The organism is Vibrio viridaestus (assembly GCF_003856525.1).
GTDB lineage: Bacteria > Pseudomonadota > Gammaproteobacteria > Enterobacterales > Vibrionaceae > Vibrio > Vibrio viridaestus.
Window position 1 is genome coordinate 66,751 of sequence record NZ_RJVQ01000007.1, and the last position, 17,627, is coordinate 84,377.

The 17,627-nt window shown below is 42.2% G+C and carries 16 protein-coding genes; 9 read left to right on the forward strand and 7 right to left on the reverse strand.

Annotated features, from left to right (window positions below; translation table 11 throughout):
- The first annotated feature begins 1 nt into the window (after position 1).
- From EES38_RS15380 to modC, 6 genes are read left to right on the forward strand one after another with little or no spacing between them, the layout of a single operon-like run.
- Positions 2 to 286 carry a nitrogenase-stabilizing/protective protein NifW gene (locus tag EES38_RS15380; protein ID WP_124938102.1) on the forward strand — a complete coding sequence of 95 codons (285 nt, stop codon included), beginning with the start codon at positions 2 to 4 and terminating at the stop codon, positions 284 to 286.
- 12 nt (positions 287 to 298) lie between these two features.
- On the forward strand, positions 299 to 748 hold the full coding sequence (locus EES38_RS15385; RefSeq protein WP_124938103.1) for a nitrogen fixation protein NifZ: 450 nt from the start codon (positions 299 to 301) through the stop codon (positions 746 to 748).
- A gap of 17 nt (positions 749 to 765) precedes the next feature.
- Positions 766 to 1,638, forward strand: a complete 873-nt coding sequence (locus EES38_RS15390) for a peptidylprolyl isomerase (RefSeq protein ID WP_124938104.1) — start codon at positions 766 to 768, stop codon at positions 1,636 to 1,638.
- Positions 1,629 to 2,360 carry a molybdate ABC transporter substrate-binding protein gene (gene modA / locus EES38_RS15395; RefSeq protein ID WP_124938105.1) on the forward strand — a complete coding sequence of 244 codons (732 nt, stop codon included), beginning with the start codon at positions 1,629 to 1,631 and terminating at the stop codon, positions 2,358 to 2,360. Before EES38_RS15390 ends, modA begins: the two co-directional genes overlap by 10 nt.
- Before the next feature lie 27 nt (positions 2,361 to 2,387).
- The gene (gene modB, locus EES38_RS15400; protein WP_124938106.1) at positions 2,388 to 3,053 is read left to right on the forward strand and encodes a molybdate ABC transporter permease subunit; all 666 of its coding nucleotides are present in this window, start codon (positions 2,388 to 2,390) and stop codon (positions 3,051 to 3,053) included.
- Positions 3,054 to 3,062: 9 nt separating this feature from the next.
- Positions 3,063 to 4,142, forward strand: coding sequence for a molybdenum ABC transporter ATP-binding protein (gene modC / locus EES38_RS15405; RefSeq protein WP_124938107.1), 1,080 nt, complete (start codon positions 3,063 to 3,065; stop codon positions 4,140 to 4,142).
- A 53-nt stretch (positions 4,143 to 4,195) separates the two neighbouring features.
- Here modC and EES38_RS15410 read toward each other — a convergent pair whose 3' ends face one another.
- Positions 4,196 to 4,828, reverse strand: a complete 633-nt coding sequence (locus EES38_RS15410) for a TIGR04219 family outer membrane beta-barrel protein (RefSeq protein WP_124938108.1) — start codon at positions 4,826 to 4,828, stop codon at positions 4,196 to 4,198.
- Positions 4,829 to 5,122: 294 nt separating this feature from the next.
- On the opposite strand from EES38_RS15410, the gene EES38_RS15415 reads away from it, so the two are divergent.
- Complete coding sequence (locus EES38_RS15415; protein ID WP_124938109.1) at positions 5,123 to 5,593, forward strand: SH3 domain-containing protein; 471 nt, start codon at positions 5,123 to 5,125, stop codon at positions 5,591 to 5,593.
- Positions 5,594 to 5,642: 49 nt separating this feature from the next.
- On the opposite strand, the gene EES38_RS15420 is transcribed toward EES38_RS15415, so the two are convergent.
- Complete coding sequence (locus tag EES38_RS15420) at positions 5,643 to 5,882, reverse strand: RNA recognition motif domain-containing protein (RefSeq protein WP_124938110.1); 240 nt, start codon at positions 5,880 to 5,882, stop codon at positions 5,643 to 5,645.
- Positions 5,883 to 6,064: 182 nt separating this feature from the next.
- Here EES38_RS15420 and EES38_RS15425 point away from each other — a divergent pair, with 182 nt between their 5' ends.
- The gene (locus EES38_RS15425) at positions 6,065 to 7,885 is read left to right on the forward strand and encodes a hybrid-cluster NAD(P)-dependent oxidoreductase (RefSeq protein ID WP_124938111.1); all 1,821 of its coding nucleotides are present in this window, start codon (positions 6,065 to 6,067) and stop codon (positions 7,883 to 7,885) included.
- 334 nt (positions 7,886 to 8,219) lie between these two features.
- Positions 8,220 to 9,980 (forward strand): methyl-accepting chemotaxis protein, encoded by a 1,761-nt coding sequence (locus EES38_RS15430; RefSeq protein ID WP_124938112.1) that lies wholly within the window; start codon positions 8,220 to 8,222, stop codon positions 9,978 to 9,980.
- A 46-nt stretch (positions 9,981 to 10,026) separates the two neighbouring features.
- Here the strand turns inward: EES38_RS15430 and EES38_RS15435 are convergent, their stop codons facing one another.
- The 5 genes from EES38_RS15435 to xdhA form a co-directional block, all read right to left on the reverse strand.
- A complete protein-coding gene (locus tag EES38_RS15435) occupies positions 10,027 to 11,511 on the reverse strand; it encodes an EAL domain-containing protein (RefSeq protein ID WP_124938113.1) in 1,485 nt (494 codons plus the stop codon).
- A 277-nt stretch (positions 11,512 to 11,788) separates the two neighbouring features.
- A complete protein-coding gene (locus tag EES38_RS15440; RefSeq protein WP_124938114.1) occupies positions 11,789 to 12,775 on the reverse strand; it encodes an LLM class flavin-dependent oxidoreductase in 987 nt (328 codons plus the stop codon).
- Between the two features lie 65 nt (positions 12,776 to 12,840).
- Positions 12,841 to 13,728 carry a xanthine dehydrogenase accessory protein XdhC gene (gene xdhC, locus EES38_RS15445; RefSeq protein ID WP_124938115.1) on the reverse strand — a complete coding sequence of 296 codons (888 nt, stop codon included), beginning with the start codon at positions 13,726 to 13,728 and terminating at the stop codon, positions 12,841 to 12,843.
- 13 nt (positions 13,729 to 13,741) lie between these two features.
- On the reverse strand, positions 13,742 to 16,120 hold the full coding sequence (gene xdhB / locus EES38_RS15450) for a xanthine dehydrogenase molybdopterin binding subunit (protein WP_208020463.1): 2,379 nt from the start codon (positions 16,118 to 16,120) through the stop codon (positions 13,742 to 13,744).
- Complete coding sequence (gene xdhA / locus EES38_RS15455) at positions 16,113 to 17,522, reverse strand: xanthine dehydrogenase small subunit (protein WP_124938116.1); 1,410 nt, start codon at positions 17,520 to 17,522, stop codon at positions 16,113 to 16,115. Before xdhA ends, xdhB begins: the two co-directional genes overlap by 8 nt.
- Between the last annotated feature and the right edge of the window lie 105 nt (positions 17,523 to 17,627).

The window sequence follows — 17,627 nt, forward strand, 5'->3', positions numbered from 1 at the left end:
AATGGACGCAACTTTACATGGTCACTTTATTGATGACCTCGAAGATCTTGAGACAGCAGAAGATTTTCTCAATTATTTTAATATTGAGTTCGATGCCAAACTAGTGCGGGTGAAGAGAATTCAACTATTACGAATGTATGAGAAGCTTCTTTCGCATGATGCGGATAATGCAAGTTACGAAAGTCATAAACAAGCTTTGTGCACCGCTTACAAGCAGATCACTTTAGGAAGAGAGCTTGCCTTTGAAGGTGGTGGGTGCCACGGATGTACCGATTGTTCTGATTAGAGGAGAAAGCACATGGAAAGTGCAGTAACAGCAAGATTTGACGCTGGAGAGGAAGTCAGGGTAATCAGAAATATTCGCAATGATGGAAGTTTTCCGGGTGTTGAAAAAGGTGAGCTTCTCGTTGAAGCTGGGAGTGTGGGTATTGTCCGTACTTATGGCTTTTTTCTTCAAACACAAATCATTTTTCAGGTTTACTTCTCGAACGTAAACCGTGTCGTAGGTGTTCGCGATCAGGAATTGATTGCAGCCAACGTTCCTTGGGTTCCACGCTATTTTAATTCTCTTGATAAAGCCAAGCTCAACCGCAGTCTCGCAATGAACGGTGAAGTTATTGCGGAAAAAGGTCAGCTTGTCGAAATTCAGCGCTCTTTAAGAGATCTAGAAAGTGGCGTTTTGAAATACGAAGTAGAACTGTGTTCTCTCAGATTTCAGCTTAACGCGAACTTATTCATTCAGCCTTAGTTATCGGAGTTATTACCATGGATGACCAGAAAAAACGCTATTTGATAGCGAAAATTGCGACAGACGTGTACCAACTCAACCCTCAATTTCTTTCTGCGGTGCAACGCTCTGAAGTAGAATCTAAGGCCCAGCGCATGTCAATGATTCAGACTCTCATACTTGCATCTGGTGAAGCTACTAAGGTCGATCCAGTCTCAAAAATTGAAATAGATAATGCATTTAAAGAATGTATTGACAATTATCCCTCAGAGGCCGATTTTAATAAGGCGCTTAAGTCTCAATTACTTACTGTAGATGGCTTGAAAAAGTCGCTTCATGATCAGTTAATGTGTGACCGAGTGTTGGAGGAAGTTTCTTCCGATGTGCCGCCTCTGGATATCGAAAAAGCGAAGCACTATTATCAGGAGCATCGTCTTGAGTTTTCCCGTGCGACGACTTGGGAAATGAGTCAGGTATTAATCACAGTCAATGACGAGTACAAAGAAAATACTCGTGCGCGCGCTTTCAGTCGTATTAGAGAAGTCTATAAGCAAGCAAAGTCTAAACCGTTATCTCAGCTTGCGATGCGCTATTCTGAATGCCCCAGTGCGATGAATAATGGATATCTGGGTTGGTGTGAAGAGGGAAAACTGTATCCTCAGATCACTGAAAGACTCTATCATCTTTCTCCAAAAGAAGTGAGTCAGCCAATAGAAACTGAAATTGGTTATCATCTTGTTCAGTATCATCAACGGAAAGAGGCGAAAATTGCTTCTTTTGATGAAGTTTGGCCTTTTTTACAAGAAAAACATAAAATAAGAGCGAAAAGCTACTTACAAAAACAATGGATTAATCAATTGATTAGTCAAATGAAGACTCAAAATGTGAGGGAAACGTTATTATGCGATTAAGGATAATTGCTGGGCTTGTTGCTACATTGGTAATGGGTGTTGCTCAAGCGGATACTGCGGTTGTTGCCGTAGCGAACAACTTTTTTGGCCCGATGAAGGCGCTCAATAAAGATTTTACCCAAGCGACTTCAGACTCGTTAGAAATCAGTACAGGTTCGACAGGTCAACTCTATTCCCAGATCGTCAATGGCGCACCGTTTGACCTGTTTTTTGCAGCCGATACGGTTAGACCACAGAAGTTGGTTAAAGAAGGTAAAGGATTTGATGAATTTACCTATGCGAAAGGCACGCTTGTATTGTGGTCTGAAAAAACGGGATTGGAGTTAAAATCTTTGCTTGATACGGGTAAGTTCAACCATCTTGCGATAGCTGATCCAAAACTTGCACCTTATGGATTGGCTGCTCAGCAATCGTTAAAAAAAATGAAACTTTGGGATAAAGTCAGCGATAAGTTGGTGATGGGGAAAGGATTAAATCCTACTTATCAGTTTGTGGTTACTGGCAATGCAGAATTAGGTTTTGTCGCAAAATCACAGGTGTTCCAGGAGGGTCAATATAAGGATGGTTCTTTTTGGGAAGTGCCAACCAGTGATTACGCTGAAATCCGGCAGGATGCTGTGACGTTGGCGTCAGGCAAAACGAATAAAGCAGCGCAAGCATTTCTTGATTATCTGAAAACGGATCGCGCTCAGGCGATCATCAAAAGTTACGGATATCAATAAAATCTAAGTTTACGCCAGGGAGCAGGCATGGTTGATTGGTTGGTTGTGACAACCACTTTAAAATTAGCTTTTTTTGTAACACTTGCTTTATTGCTGATAGGTGTTCCTATCAGTTGGTGGCTTTGTTCGACTGAAAATCGATTCAAAGGTGTTGTTGAAGCGGTGTGTTCTCTACCCATGGTCCTGCCCCCGACCGTGTTGGGATTTTATCTGCTCATACTCCTAGGCCCTAATGGTACAGTTGGGCAGACATTAAACGCGATTGGGATAGGGCAGTTGCCTTTCTCATTCGCGGGTATCGCGCTTGCGTGCACCATCCATTCTCTTCCATTCGTGATCCAACCGTTAAAAAATGCCTTTGTTGCCATAGGGCGTCAGCCTATGGAAGTTGCGGCAACATTGCGCGCTACTCCAATAGATACGTTTTTTCATGTGACCCTTCCATTAGCTTGGCCGGGTATTTTTTCCGCTGCGATAATGGGCTTTTGTCATACACTCGGCGAATTCGGTGTTGTTTTAATGATCGGTGGTAATATCCCAGGAAAAACGCGCGTGATGTCGGTGGAAATTTATAATTACGTCGAAGCTTTGGAGTTTGGCAAAGCGCATATTTTGGCGGGTGGACTCGTTGCTTTCTCTTTTGCCTCTTTATTGATCATGTACTGGCTGAATAATCGCTATCGCTTTAGCTAAGGAATATTTTTGAGCGAGATATACGCTAAGTTTTGTATTCGCCATGAAGGCTTTACTCTCAATGTAAATCTAACCTTACCGGCAGCCGGGATTACGGTGTTATTTGGCCATTCAGGCTCTGGTAAAACAACATGTTTGCGTTCGATGGCTGGCTTGGAAGAGTTTGAACATTCCTATTTCTCAATAGGAGACGATATCTGGCAAGATTCTGAGAGGAGTTTGTTTGTTCCAACACACAAGCGCCAATTAGGGTATGTGTTTCAGGAGTCGGGACTGTTTCCGCATCTCTCTGTGAACGATAATTTGCTTTTCGGTTTTAAACGTATCCCTGAGAGTGAAAGAAAAATCTCTCTTGATTCGATGACCAAACTCATGGGTATTGAGCACTTACTCGAACGGATGCCTCATCAGCTTTCTGGTGGTGAGAAGCAGCGTATTGCTATTGCTAGAGCCTTGTTAACTTCTCCACGGCTATTATTAATGGATGAGCCCCTTTCCGCATTAGATATGAAACGTAAGCAAGAAATATTACCCTATCTAGAAAAGTTAAGAAGCGAGTTATCGATTCCAATCGTTTACGTGACTCATTCTGTTCAGGAACTCGCTCGTTTAGCCGATCATGTTGTTGTTTTTGAAAACGGGTCAATTATAGTCAGTGATCAGGCCAATAAGGTGATGTCTGATCCACGTTTCGAATCGGTGTTTGGCAGTGAAGTGGGCAGTATTTTTGATACTACAGTGCTAGAGCATCGCGAGCATAACATAACCGCTCTTGATGCAAATGGTGTCACTATTCTTGCGCCCAAACATATCGGTGATACTGGCGAACGCTATCGTTGCCGTATTCTTGCATCCGATGTGTCAATTAGTCTGAGAGAGCCTGTAGATACGTCGATGTTGAATCGACTTCCTGTAGAAATCATTGATATACGCCAACCTCAAATCCCCAATGGTCACGAACTGCTTGTGTTACAGTTCGACAATGGTCAACGTTTATTGGCGAATCTGACTGCTAAATCTTGTCACGATTTGGAACTTGCTGTTGGCAAAAAAGTGTGGTGTCAAATCAAATCCGTAGCGCTCAGTTAGCGGTACCGTTTATCTGTTCAAACTCGTACCGCTAAGACGCTAAGAATGCAGAGTTAGAAATCCAGATTTACACCACCATAGAATCCTTTTGTTTCCGTATCTAGTCTTGTGCTGAGGTCATCGAAATCTTTCACATTGAAGTGTTGAACTCGATAGCCAAGTTGCAGCTCTAAATCCATAAGACCAAGCCCAATGGCATACTGGATACCCGCAGAAACATCGTACATTTCGGTATCCGAATAGGAAATTCCTGATCCTTTAGCAAAAAAGAATATTGGCGTTGTTGGTAGGCCTATTTCGGTTGCAGCGTAGATATGTGGCAGGCTGCCATTAAAGCTCTGGTTGTTTAAACGACCATTTGACAAGCGAGTCAAGCCAGCACCAATATCGAAAGAGACCAAGTCATTATCTAAAATTTCATAGTAAAGAGTGAAATCTTGTTTCGTGTATTCAAAGCTGCTTGCGTTGGCTTCAGAACGAGCATACTTTACGTTTGGAATCAGCGGGATTGGATGTTCGAGGGAGGCTTCCAAAGTGTAGGTAACATCATCGCCACGATCCTGATTGTTATAGAAGTAATCCTGCTGCCAGGCATTGACCTCTATATCTCCACCTAGCAACACATCAGCACTTGAATAAAAGCTTGGAGTCGCTAAAAGAAGGCATAAAATGGATTTTTTTATCATGATTTAGTCTACTTACAATGAGTTAATCGTTTTAATTGTAGATGCAGTATACCGATATTTCACTATTTTGTCGGTTTCAATCGTGATGAAATGAATCAAAAAATAAGCAAATGTACGCCTTAGATCTAAATTGAGTTAAACCATTGTAAATTCGCGTAAGTAACCTAGATTTGAATTTTAGACATGCTATTTTGAACCCATCCAGTTGGTTTGCCTGAGTGAGAATTTCGCTTTGAGTGAATTAACGAGTTTCTGATACTTCATGTTAGAGACGATATTATTTAGGAGAACGATGTGCGTACAAAATTATTATTAGTAGCGGCTTTAGGTATTCTGGGTAGTACAGCGGCTCAGGCTCAAGCTCCCGGTCAGAATTGCCAACCTGGTCAGCCATGTAAGCAAGGTGCTGCCCCTCAAGCAAATAACGCTGAACAAGGAAAAAATAAACCAAACCAGCAAACGTCAGCCAAAGGTAATAATGGAATGCAGAAAGGCCATTCAGGTCAGCAGCAATCGAATATGAAACCTGGGCATCAGCAAACGGCGCAGGGTGGACAGTCTCATGGCAAGCCACAAGGTCGTTATAAAGTCACAGCAGATATGCTAAATGTGCGTGGTGAACCTGGAAATGGTGCTCCAGTTCATGGGCACTTTCGTCACGGTCAACAGATTGAAGTTTATTCAATTGTTGATGGTTGGGCAAAGGTTCTTCTTGATGGACATTTCCGTTGGATAAGCAGTAAATATATTATTGAAATCAATTAATTTATATTGGTTAGATATTTTAGCGGCGCCTTTATGGCGCCGTTTGCTTTTAATCGTGAGCGATGCGAACTCGAATTTTGTTTTGAGCAAGGCTAGTCATGTCAAGACCTTCCATCGCTTTTTTCGCTTCTTCTTCATTCGGCATTTCTACGAAGGCAAACCCCTTGGAATGTCCCGTATCCTGATCTAAAACCAGATTACATGTCGTTACCGAACCAAAATTAGTAAACAGTACACGAATTTCATGTTCAGTTGTTGAACGCGTAAGATTACGCACCAGAAGTTTCATAATAAGCCTTAAATAAAATAGATTGCGATGTAATTGTCGCAGTTAATAGGCTGCATACCAAGAAAATAATCACAATTGGTCAAACAAAAACAGATGATTGAATTAATACGGTGAAAGTTAGCGTATCTGACAAAGTTACTTTATCATAAGCTACTCATTGCTATGACATCGCAGGAGCTATCATGTCAGAACCCGTCGTTTCCCAACTTAATATCTATCCGGTCAAATCGCTAAAAGGGATCAGTATCTCAAGTGCTTGGGTAGAAAAGCAGGGAATATTGTTTGATCGACGGTTTATGCTTGCTAAGTTAGATGGGAGTATGGTGACTGCGCGAAAATATCCTCATATGGTGAATGTGGTGGTTGCTTTAACATCGGAAGGTATTATTTGTAGTTACCCAAACAAAAAGCCCATTCATATCCGTTATTGTGATTTTAGCATGCAGGAAGTGTCCACTACCGTTTGGTCCGATACGTTCACTGCTTACGCGACAACCAGACAAGCAAGCGAGTGGTTTAGTGATATTGTTCGAGAGCCAGTTAGCCTTTTATTTACGGGTAAAGAATCTCAACGTTATCGCGAGAAAGTCGGTAATGCGGTGAGTTTCGCAGATGGGTATCCACTGCTGGTGATCAGTCAGGGTTCTCTAGACGAACTCAACAGAAGCAGTTCCGAGCAACATTCTATGGCTCAGTTTCGCACCAACATTGTTGTCGAGGGCGGCGAGCCATTTGTCGAAGACAGCTGGAAGACAATACAAATTGGCGAGATCATCTTCAATCTGGTTAAACCATGTGAGCGCTGCATTCTAACCACTGTTGATGTGGAAAAAGGCGCATTTCGCCCAAGCAAAGAACCACTTAAAACACTATCTACATTTAGAGCGAACGAATCTGGTGGGGTGTTCTTCGGGCAAAATATGGTGGCGATGAACGAAGGTATGATTCAGGCTGGTGATAAAATTACCGTGTTAGAGTACAAAGAAAAGGAACAGTATCGGGATAATCGAGTTGCGCCTTTTCATCTTACCTGTGTAGATCGATACGACGTAGCAAAAGACTTTGTTACTTTTAGCTTCACATCGAATCATCCTGAGGTACTGTATAAACCGGGACAGTATATTGCTATCGATGTACCGCATAGCAATGGTATTGTTACACGGCATTATACTCTATCATCTTCTCCGTCCCGGCCGGATCGTTTGGCGATTTCGGTTAAGAGGGTAGCTGATGGACAAATATCAAATTGGTTATTGGACGAAGTCGCGGTAGGTGATAGCTTTAATGCCCAATTACCGGATGGTGACTTCTATCTAGATGACGTAAGTAAGCCAATATTGTTGTTGTCTGCAGGCTCTGGGGTTACTCCGATGTTGTCTATGGTGCGTTATTTGGCAGATATTAATCGTCTGAATGATGTCGTGTTTTACCACCAGTGTCGTAGCGAAGATGATATTCCATACGCTTCTGAACTTAATCAGCTTCAACAACTGCATTCTGGATTCACGGTCATTTGGTCGTTAACTCAACCTCAACAAGGATGGAATGGTCAGAAAGGACGGCTTTCTCTATCGCATATTAAACAAATTGATCGTCTTACAGAGCGTGAAGTCTTTGTTTGTGGTCCTGATGGCTTCATGCAAAAAGCCAAATCGTTGTTATTGAAAAAAGGTTTACCAGAGGATCAGTATCATCAAGAAAACTTTACTTTGAATATAGGTAATCAGGCGGCTGAAAAGGCCGTTCAAATCGATATCAATGGTGTACTTGTTAAAGGTAACAACCAACAAACGATTCTTGAACAAGCGGAAAACAATGGTGTATCCATTCCTAATAGTTGTCGTGCTGGTTTATGTGGTGCTTGTCGGGTAAATCTTATTTCGGGTAATGTGATTCAACCTGATGTACCTGCACTATCTGCACTAAAAACGGCTTATCCCGAAAATAACATGGTATTGGCTTGTTGTTGTGTTCCAACAGAAGATGTCAAAATAACCCAATAGAAGAGTAAATGACCTTCATTCAGCATGACTAATTTCTAAGGGCGACATTAATAGGTGGCCCTTTTTCATTACTTCAGTCTAAGTGTTACGTTTCGTTACGGAAAGTCTACTATGGTAATTTAACGTAATAACAATTAGTTATATTTAGACTTTGGCTTAATTGCGATACTTACGATTTTTGTCATATAACTGTCATTAAAATTTCTTAATTTTGCCTCATGACCTTTTAAGTATATGCCACTTTAACAATCAATATCGAGCGACTACTTTTAAGGAAGATTATAAAAAATGCTATTAGCACTCATAGCTAAGGCGAATGAAATGTAGGTAGATTATGAAAATTAAGCAGAAACTCTATGTGCTCGGGTTTGCCGCGATCGTGGGTATTGTTGTCTTAATCGGTGCCAATAAACAGTTTTCCAGCCAAACCAGAGAGTTAGCGCATGCGCGAGTATTGGTAGACAGGCTAGAAATCCGCCTGCTAAATCTTCGTCGTAATGAAAAGGACTTTCTACTACGTGAAAGCAGTAAATATCTCGATACATTTAAGCAAAATCGCGACCTCTTTTTGACACTTGAACAAGAGCTGGCTTCTATCTTAGACTCTCATAAGCTGAGTTCTTCCAGTAAGCTGCGTAGTGATCTCATTGCTTACTCAGAAGGATTCGAAAAACTTGTGGCTGCTAAAGAGACTCTAGGGTTGAGTAGCGAATCTGGAATGTTGGCGAAATATAATCAATTGCTTAATAGTGCGATAGAGGCAGCCAATTCGGAGCAGAAGTTAGCTTTAATTCAGTTAGACGATGCAGTCAGTCAGGGTAACTTTGCCTCTGAAAGCAATATTCAGCAGTTCTCCACATTACTTGAGCAAGCTAAGGCAGTAGTTGCACAGCGTAATGTCATTGGTGTGGAATACAATAAAGGACTTATGGGGAATGCGCGTGGCTTTTCACATACGGTTGAAGAACAATTTAGCTCATTTTCAACGCTGCTAAATAATGAAATTCTGAAAGAGCAACATTATTTGAATCGAATAGAAACTGGAATTTCGATAATCGTTATTGTCGTTATTCTTGGATTCATTTTTCAAATTAGCCGAACGATTAATAGTTCGGTTACTCGTTTACTGTCGGTTATCGAAAATATATCCAGCACCAATAATGTTGGTCTTAGAGTCAGTCTCAATGGCAATGACGAATTGAGTAGTATTGGAAAATATTTCAATCAGTTGTTAGACAAGATCGAAGCTCTAATTAAAAATTCCCAGATAAAATCGCGCGAACTGTCATCTAGTACGGTGAAAATGCACGGTGAGACAGAAGGGGTTATTTCTCAATTCCATGTGCAAGCTGAACATACCGATATGATGGCAACGTCAGTACAAGAAATGGTATCAACAATTGGAGAAATATCAGAAAGTACCAATGTCGCTGTCGAAGGCGTGCAGCAAGCAGCTAAAAATGCTTCTCAAGGGAGAGCGGTAGTTGAGACAACGTTAAAAAATATTGACCAACTTTCACATCGACTGCAAACAAGCCAGGCATCAATAAGCTCGCTTAATGAATTTGTGGAACAGATTGGTGGAGCCGTAACTATTATTCAGGGCATTGCAGAGCAAACTAACCTGCTTGCGTTGAATGCTGCAATTGAAGCTGCAAGGGCAGGAGAGCAAGGTCGAGGCTTCGCTGTGGTCGCGGATGAGGTTCGCTCGCTCGCAACCAGAACACACAAATCGACTGAAGACATAACGAAAGTTGTGTGTTCAATTCAAACCCAAATGAATACAGTCGTCTCAGAAATCGAGCTGTGTACTGAACAAGGACGGGAAACGCAAAGCGACTCTGAAATACTTGATGAAAGTTTACAGCAGATTATTTCTGATATGCACGAGATCCAATCAAACTCTGAGAGAATCGCTGCGGCTATCGAAGAGCAGGGGATTGTGATGAACCAGGTCAGTGAATCCATTACAGAACTGAACTCTATATCGGAAAACAATATGAATTCAGCAAAAGAAGTACTGATCGAAATTGATCAGGTTTCAGGTCAAGCAAAAGAAATGGATAGGGCGGTTTCTGAGTTTAAGACAAACTAAAAAAGAGTAGGCTAGGTATTTTATTATCTAGCCTAATACACCTCGTTTATTTGAAGTATTGATCGACAAATACTTCCATAGGCATTGGGCGCGCATAATAGTAGCCCTGATATTTCTCGATGGAAAACTGTTGTAAGTATTTCAACTGTTCCGGCGTTTCAACGCCTTCGGCTAACAACGGGACGTTAATTCTTCTCGCCAGATCAATAATGTTGTCCAGAACATTTGTATTTGGCCCATGATCAATTGTTGACACGTAACCTTTGTCAATTTTGAGTATGTCGATGTCCGACTGAACAAGATATTTTAATGAGCAGTGGCCAGTGCCAAAATCATCGAGAGCTATGCGGATATTTCTTTTCTTTAAAGCGGCCATGGACTGCCGATAAAGTTCATTGCTTGTAAATTCCTGTCGTTCGGTAATCTCTACGACATACTTTATATTGCAATGACGTAACGATTTCTGCAGGTTGTCAAAATCATTTATTAACAGGGAATCTTCAAATTGAATGGGGCATGCATTAATACCCAGAATAAAAGCGGGACCTTGTGGGAACGAAGCATTTTTCAGGCTTTCGATACATTTATCGATTAACTGGGACGTGATCTGTTTTATCTGCCCGTTACTTTCTACTTCGTCTATAAAATCAGCTGGGGATATGATGCCCTCTTTGGGATGAATCCACCGTACCAATACTTCTCCGCCGCTAAGTGAACCATCAGGATTAAAGATAGGCTGAATATAAGGATAAAATTGTTTCTTTTTTAATCCCTTTTTAACACGCCAATAGGTGACGTTGAAATTGTTCACACTGTTATAAATAGGTGTAGCACTTAGCGTTGCGATTATTATCCAGAGCAAGAAAACCAAACCGTAGTTATACAGCAGAAACATTAGGGTATAAATAAAAGAGAAATTATATTGCAGTGTAAATAACTGTCCGGGTTGCTTCCGCGAAAGAGCTTGTTGAATGATACCTGTGCCCGTAAATGAATAAGATTCAAAATGAATACTAATATCAAAATATTGGTTCTCGCGTAATTCTGATAAATATAATTCGGGGTATATGGCAAAAGAGACACGTTTATTTGTTGTGTCTGTTTTCTCAAATACGAGCGCGCCAGTCGGGTTTGGTCCTTCTATGTAAAGGAATGGGTTAATTGCAGTGTAAAAAAGCCTTTCTGATTGCGGTTCAAATTCCAAGCCGCTAACGACAATATGTTGTTTACCACTGATGGTACTGCAAGTGGTCACATTGCCATCGAATACCGTTATGCTTCTGACGTATGGCGTATCATAGAGAAAATGGTAAGAATCACTCAGTATCTTATTACAGTTCGCTTCTGAGAGATTTGGCCGCATTTTATCCTGATAAAATGTCTCGATTTGCTTGATCGATTGATCAAGTTTAGCCTTGATAATTTCCCCCTCATTATGCGCTAAAGAAACGAGTCTACAATAACCCAGCAATGAGATCACAGAGATACCGAGGAAATATAAAAAGAGAATGAAAGACTTTTTATTTATCATTAGCTAACTGACTGACGTGTATTATTATTTTTGAGGAAAGTATCATAAGTGAGATGTTTCTCATATATGCAATGAGATCTACAATTATTAGCATTTGATACTAACTGAGTTGTATATATTAGAGTTATCACTATATCATGATGAAATTCGGTTAGTTTTTGTCGATAGGTAAGGATATTCTCACTAAGTATTGGCCCCACTTAAGAAATGGTTAAAGTAAGTTATTGTGATTTAGATCACAATAACTTTTGGGGGAATTGTGTGCCTCAGTAGATAATTAAGCCAAATCTGCGAGTAATTTATAGGAGTGAAGTTTATTGTCTAAATCGTAGATCATTGAATTCACCATGATTTCGTCTGCTTGTGTTCTACTGACTAATTCTTCTAACCGACTTCTAACCGTTTGAGGTGCACCAATAATAGACTCGCGTAGTTGTGTTTCAACATGTAGCTTTTCATGTGGGGCCCATAATGGATCCATACTTGAAACTGGTGGAGCCTGTTTAGTTCGTTTGCCCCTAATCATGCCAAGAAATTTTTGTTTCTCTGTCGTCGACAAATATTCGGCCTCTCTATCGGTGTCTGCAACGGTGATATTTACGGCGACCATGGCGTAAGGCTTTTCAAGTTGCTCAGACGGTTGGAAATTTGTTCGATACGTTTCAAGCGCTCTCATCATTGCATCTGGCGCAAAGTGAGCGGCGAAAGCGAAAGGAAGGCCTTTAATGGCAGCCAGACGAGCACTGTAGGTACTTGAACCTAATAGCCAAATCGGTAACGTGGAGTATGAACCGGGATAAGATGCGACGGGTTGACCATCCGATACCGGACCCATAAAGAACTGAAGCTCTTCAAGTAGTTCGTCAAATTCCGGGTCCATTCTTTCAGGATCACGCCTCAACGCATGCATTGTTGCGTAGTCTCCACCAGGTGCTCGACCAAGACCTAAATCTATTCTGTTTGGGTACAGTGCTTCAAGAGTCCCAAACTGCTCAGAAATAACAAGTGGTGGGTGATTGGGTAACATGATTCCACCGGAACCGACTCTTATCGTGGATGTGTTGGCAGCTATGTGACCAATTAACACTGATGTGGCAGCACTAGCAATGTCGGCCATGTTATGATGTTCGGCAAGCCAAAAGCGTTTATAGCCTAACGCTTCAACATGTTGGGCTAATCGCACAGATCGTCGGTAAGTTTCACTATAGTCTGCACCTTCAATCACAGGGGATAAATCCAATACAGAGAATGGGGGTAACATCATTTCCTTTACTCCTCTGATTCTAATTAGTCGAATAGTATGTCACTAATAAAGGAGTCGGTACAAGGTCAATTGTCTATTGTCACTGCGTTCACTTTTTTCCACATTTCTTTTTTATGCTGATTACTTTTCGCTAATTCATGCATATCGTTTTGTTCCTGTTGCAGTAGGGGAACCAATTGGGCCGCGATAGATACTGCCACTTCCATGGGAAGTTTCCCTTTGATATCTGGGTGACCAACTGGGCAGATAAGTTGTGCTGCAAGGTTGGTATTGGATAATTGCTCTTTGAGCCGGAACATAAAGCGTTGTTTTTTTCCTTCCGAACCTATCAGACCAATATAGGGAAATCTCTGGGCTTCCAGAGCCAGCTTACAAAGCTCAAAATCCAGAGTGTGGTCGTGAGTCATAATGACTATGTGGGTATTGTCTGGAAGTGAGGCTATCATTTCCTCGATATTGTCAGTTTGCAATGTATCAATGCCCAAAGATGAAAGTGGGGCGAGCCAGTCGGTTCTTTTATCTATCACCTTCAAGTGACAATGTAACGATTTGACGATGGGAGCAAGTGCCTGACATACGTGTCCAGCGCCAATAATTGCGACGTGTGGTTTTTGTGTATTAAAATATTCAAATAACACCTGTACCGCACCGCCACAACACTGCGCCAAATCAGCCGCCAATGCAAACCGAACTATATCAGTGTGAACATTTGCGTTGTGTAAGCTTGAGCGTGCTTTGTTAATCACCTGCTGTTCAAGATTACCGCCACCCAGCGTGTCGTATTGATTATGTGCTGAGATAACCATTTTAGCCCCGCTTGAGCGGGGCACTGAGCCAACTTCACCAATAACAGTGGCAACACAATAAGCCAACCCCTGTTGCTCTAAAAGCTGACACGCAGAAATCCAGTTCAAAGAGCGATTATCGATCATATCGGTTAGAGAATGTTTCATTCGATGCTCCTTGCTAAAATGCGTGTCCGGTAGCGGCATACTGCTTTTGACACTCCAACAAAATACGTTCACCAGTGGCGGGTGTATCGAGGTTAGGAGTTTGTTGATGCTCAGATATGGAAGCAATGGCATCATAAATCGCGCACCATGTGCTGATGGCGTGCATAAACGGTGGCTCGCCAACGGCCTTGGAACGATAGATACTGTGTTCAGGATTGGGAACATCATAAAGGGCTATATTGACATGCTTTGGATAATCACAAATGCTTGGTATTTTGTAATTCATCGGGCTGTTACTGAGCAAGCGACCGTCTTTATCCCAAACCAGCTCTTCTGTCGTCAGCCAGCCTAATCCTTGAATATAGCCCCCTTCAATCTGCCCAATATCTATTGCTGGATTGAGACTGTTACCTACGTCATGAAGGATATCAACCTGATCAACGGTCATCTCTCCAGTGAGCGTATCAATAGTGACTTCTGAACATGATGCGCCTATCGCGAAGTAGAAAAATGGGCGTCCAGAAGCTGTGGAGCGGTCATAGCCAATTTTAGGGGTACTGTAATACCCTGTTGAAGAGAGTGAAATTCGGTTAAGGTAGGCTTTCTGCACTAACGTTACCCAGTCTATTTTACTGTGACCGCAATCAAGCACACCGTCATGAATATTCCCGCTTTCACTTAGCTCAAATTCTTGTTTTGTAAAATCAAGTAATCGTTGCTTAATGATCATGGCCGCATTATGTGCTGCCATTCCATTGAGATCTGCACCCGAGGAGGCGGCGGTAGGGGAGGTATTCGGTACTTTATCCGTTCGAGTCGAGGTAACCAGAACCCAATCCACAGGTATGCCAAAGGTTTGAGCAACAATTTGCTGGACTTTGGTGTGCAGACCCTGACCCATTTCTGTTCCTCCGTGGGACACTTGAACGGTTCCGTCTGTATAGATGTGGATTAACGCGCCCGCCTGATTGAGATGAGTTGCGGTAAAGGAGATACCAAACTTGACCGGAGTTAGCGCTAAGCCTTTCTTTAAAACCGGACTCTTACTGTTCCATTGTTGAATCTTTTTACGACGAGCACGGTAGTCTGATGATGCCTCTAGTGAGGTCATAACCTCTAAAAGTTCGTCTGTTTGATCGACTTTCATACCGTAAGGTGTGATGTCCTTGCCTGTGCGATACAAATTTTTAAGTCGAATGTCTAACGGGTCTTGTTGCAGACTGATAGCTATCTCTTCAATCGCCTTTTCGATAACGATCATTCCTTGAGGACCGCCAAATCCACGAAAAGCAGTGTGCGATACCATATCCGTTTTTAGGCGATTTCCGGTAATGCAGGCGTCGCCAAGAAAATAGGCATTATCGGCATGAAACATGGCTCTATCGACAATAGCGTCTGAGAGATCGGCGGAATGTCCGCATATACCGTTGACTTCGATATTTGCCGCTTGGATCAATCCATCTGCGCTAACGGCCAATTCATACTTATTAAAAAATGGATGGCGTTTCCCCGTGACTGTCATATCCGTAGAGCGGGGTAAGCGAATCTTTACTGCTTTCTTAGTAAAGTGGGCTCCCAATGCAGCCAAGCACGCCCATGCAGCGGCCTGACTTTCCTTACCGCCAAATCCCCCCCCCATTCGCCGCATATCGACAGTGACATGATTGAAAGGTATGTGAAGCACTTCAGCAACTAGGTTCTGAACTTCAGTTGGGTTTTGCGTTGACGTTCTGACAAACATGCCTCCTTCTTCGGTAGGTTCGGCCATGCTGATTTGACTTTCAAGATAAAAATGCTCTTGCCCACCCACGGCCAACGTGCCTGAAATATTCAAAGAGGCGTTAGGTAAAGGTTGCGATTTACCCATTTGATGAAATGGTAGTAAGTGAGGCTCGTCTATTGCTTGGTCGTAAGCCAATATTGCTACACGAGTATCCTTGTAAGTTATTGACGCCAGTTGGGCTGCTTTACGTGCAGATAGTTCGTCGGTAGCAATGACACACGCAATAGGTTGGCCAAAATATCGGATCTGACTGAGAGGATCACTTACGTCATACAGCAATGGTTCGCCTTTGTGTATGGTGCCAATATCTTTTTCTCCAGGGATATCATCACAAGTAATCACCCTAACGACGCCAGGGTAGGACTTCACTCTGGAAAGATCGAGGTCATCGATACGCCCGGTCGCTTTGTTCGAGGTGATTAGCGCGCCGAATAAACATCCCTTTGGGGTTGGGTAATCATCTACAAACAGTGCTTCTCCGGCGACTTGTTTTTCGGCACTTTCATGTTTTATCGACTTTCCAACTACGTTCATATCCCTGATTTCTTGGGTGTTATCGTCAGACGGCCGCGTACGTAAAGTAAAAGGGTGGCTAGTTAATTTACGCATGATAAGTCAACCTCGTTTCAATTTGTTGGTATTCTAGGAAAAAACGTTGCAGTAGGTTTTGCACCAGAGTGACACGATATTCGGCTGAACCACGCACATCAGATAATGGTGTGATAACCGACGGTACATGTTGTTTTAGTTGGTTAATCAGCGTTTGCGTCAACGGTTTGCCAAGACATGGATACTCAAGTTCTGTCAGTCGAACTGATTTGGCAGCAATACCACCTGCCGAGACAATACAATCTGAAATCAGGTTCTGTTCATCAAACGTAAAATTAACGGCAAGAACGACAGTGGCAATGTCATCTTCATAGCGCTTACTTACTTTGTAAATGGCATGCTTTTGATTCGATTTTAAATTTGGTAGATGAATACCACTAATCCATTCGTTTTCTGCCAAGCGTGTTTGTCGGTAACCGGTAATAAAATCTTCTGGGCTATAGCATTTTTTATCTGTTCCGTTATCGACTTCGATTTCCCCCTTAAGACTAATGAGCAATGGGGCGATATCACCAATGGGTGAAGCGTGGCCCAGACTTCCTCCTAACGTGGCTCTCTGTCTGATGGTCATCGATCCAAGGCGTTCTATGACCTCTCCAGTCGAAGGATAGTGCTTCAGCATAAACTGATGAATTTGTGTCATTGGGATAGCAGAACCAAGACGCCAACCTTTATCTGTTTGTGTTATGGTAAGTAGGTCGTCAACTCGAGATATATCAATCAAATACTCAAGAGTTTGTAATTTTTGTGTCACTTCAAGTGAGAGATCTGTGCCGCCAGCAATTAATTTAGCGCTAGGGTATTGAGCTCTAAAATGAGCTAATTCACTACGGGTGTGAGGCGTGAAATAGTGAGAAGATGCCATAGGCCGAACGCTTTGCATCCATTCTATGACCTTTTCACAATCTTTATCTAAAGGGTCAAGTATTGTTGTATTGGCTATCGAATTGGCTGCTTCTATCAACGGACCATAACCGGTACAGCGACATAAGTTACCAGCGAGATACTCCGCTGGATTCTCTGGCTTACTCTTTTGTTTCGATAGCGTGTATAACGACATCACAAAACCTGGCGTACAAAAGCCACATTGTGTGCCGTGTTGATCAACCACTGCTTGCTGTACTGGGTGAAGCTTCTCGTTTTGCTTGAGATGTTCAACGGTAATAATATGCTTGCCATGCAGTGAGTGGAGTGGCGTGATACACGAGTTAATTTGTCGGTAGTTGAGTTCACCATCGAGTAATTCGGCTACGACGACAGTACAAGCACCACAGTCGCCACTGGCACATCCTTCCTTGCTTCCTGTTAGATCGAGGTTTTCTCGCAGAAAGGGCAATAGCATCGTGTCAGCCGATGCAGAAGAAATCGATTTGACCTCTGCATTTATCATTACTTCTAGCATAGTCTTCCTTTTCTAAATACTGTTTCTTGTAATTATTGTTTAACTTTGTACTAACAAATAAGCAAAAAGTCGACCACTTGGTCAACTTAATTGTTTGATTAATTA

What these genes read in the sequence shown, in the direction of transcription:
- EES38_RS15410 (WP_124938108.1), bottom strand. Translation starts at nt 4,828, where the DNA reads ATGATAAAAAAATCCATTTTATGCCTTCTTTTAGCGACTCCAAGCTTT.
- EES38_RS15380 (WP_124938102.1), top strand. Translation starts at nt 2, where the DNA reads ATGGACGCAACTTTACATGGTCACTTTATTGATGACCTCGAAGATCTT.
- EES38_RS15430 (WP_124938112.1), top strand. Translation starts at nt 8,220, where the DNA reads ATGAAAATTAAGCAGAAACTCTATGTGCTCGGGTTTGCCGCGATCGTG.
- EES38_RS15420 (WP_124938110.1), bottom strand. Translation starts at nt 5,882, where the DNA reads ATGAAACTTCTGGTGCGTAATCTTACGCGTTCAACAACTGAACATGAA.
- xdhB (WP_208020463.1), bottom strand. Translation starts at nt 16,120, where the DNA reads ATGCGTAAATTAACTAGCCACCCTTTTACTTTACGTACGCGGCCGTCT.
- EES38_RS15435 (WP_124938113.1), bottom strand. Translation starts at nt 11,511, where the DNA reads ATGATAAATAAAAAGTCTTTCATTCTCTTTTTATATTTCCTCGGTATC.
- modB (WP_124938106.1), top strand. Translation starts at nt 2,388, where the DNA reads ATGGTTGATTGGTTGGTTGTGACAACCACTTTAAAATTAGCTTTTTTT.
- xdhC (WP_124938115.1), bottom strand. Translation starts at nt 13,728, where the DNA reads ATGAAACATTCTCTAACCGATATGATCGATAATCGCTCTTTGAACTGG.
- xdhA (WP_124938116.1), bottom strand. Translation starts at nt 17,522, where the DNA reads ATGCTAGAAGTAATGATAAATGCAGAGGTCAAATCGATTTCTTCTGCA.
- EES38_RS15440 (WP_124938114.1), bottom strand. Translation starts at nt 12,775, where the DNA reads ATGATGTTACCCCCATTCTCTGTATTGGATTTATCCCCTGTGATTGAA.
- EES38_RS15385 (WP_124938103.1), top strand. Translation starts at nt 299, where the DNA reads ATGGAAAGTGCAGTAACAGCAAGATTTGACGCTGGAGAGGAAGTCAGG.
- EES38_RS15425 (WP_124938111.1), top strand. Translation starts at nt 6,065, where the DNA reads ATGTCAGAACCCGTCGTTTCCCAACTTAATATCTATCCGGTCAAATCG.
- modA (WP_124938105.1), top strand. Translation starts at nt 1,629, where the DNA reads ATGCGATTAAGGATAATTGCTGGGCTTGTTGCTACATTGGTAATGGGT.
- EES38_RS15390 (WP_124938104.1), top strand. Translation starts at nt 766, where the DNA reads ATGGATGACCAGAAAAAACGCTATTTGATAGCGAAAATTGCGACAGAC.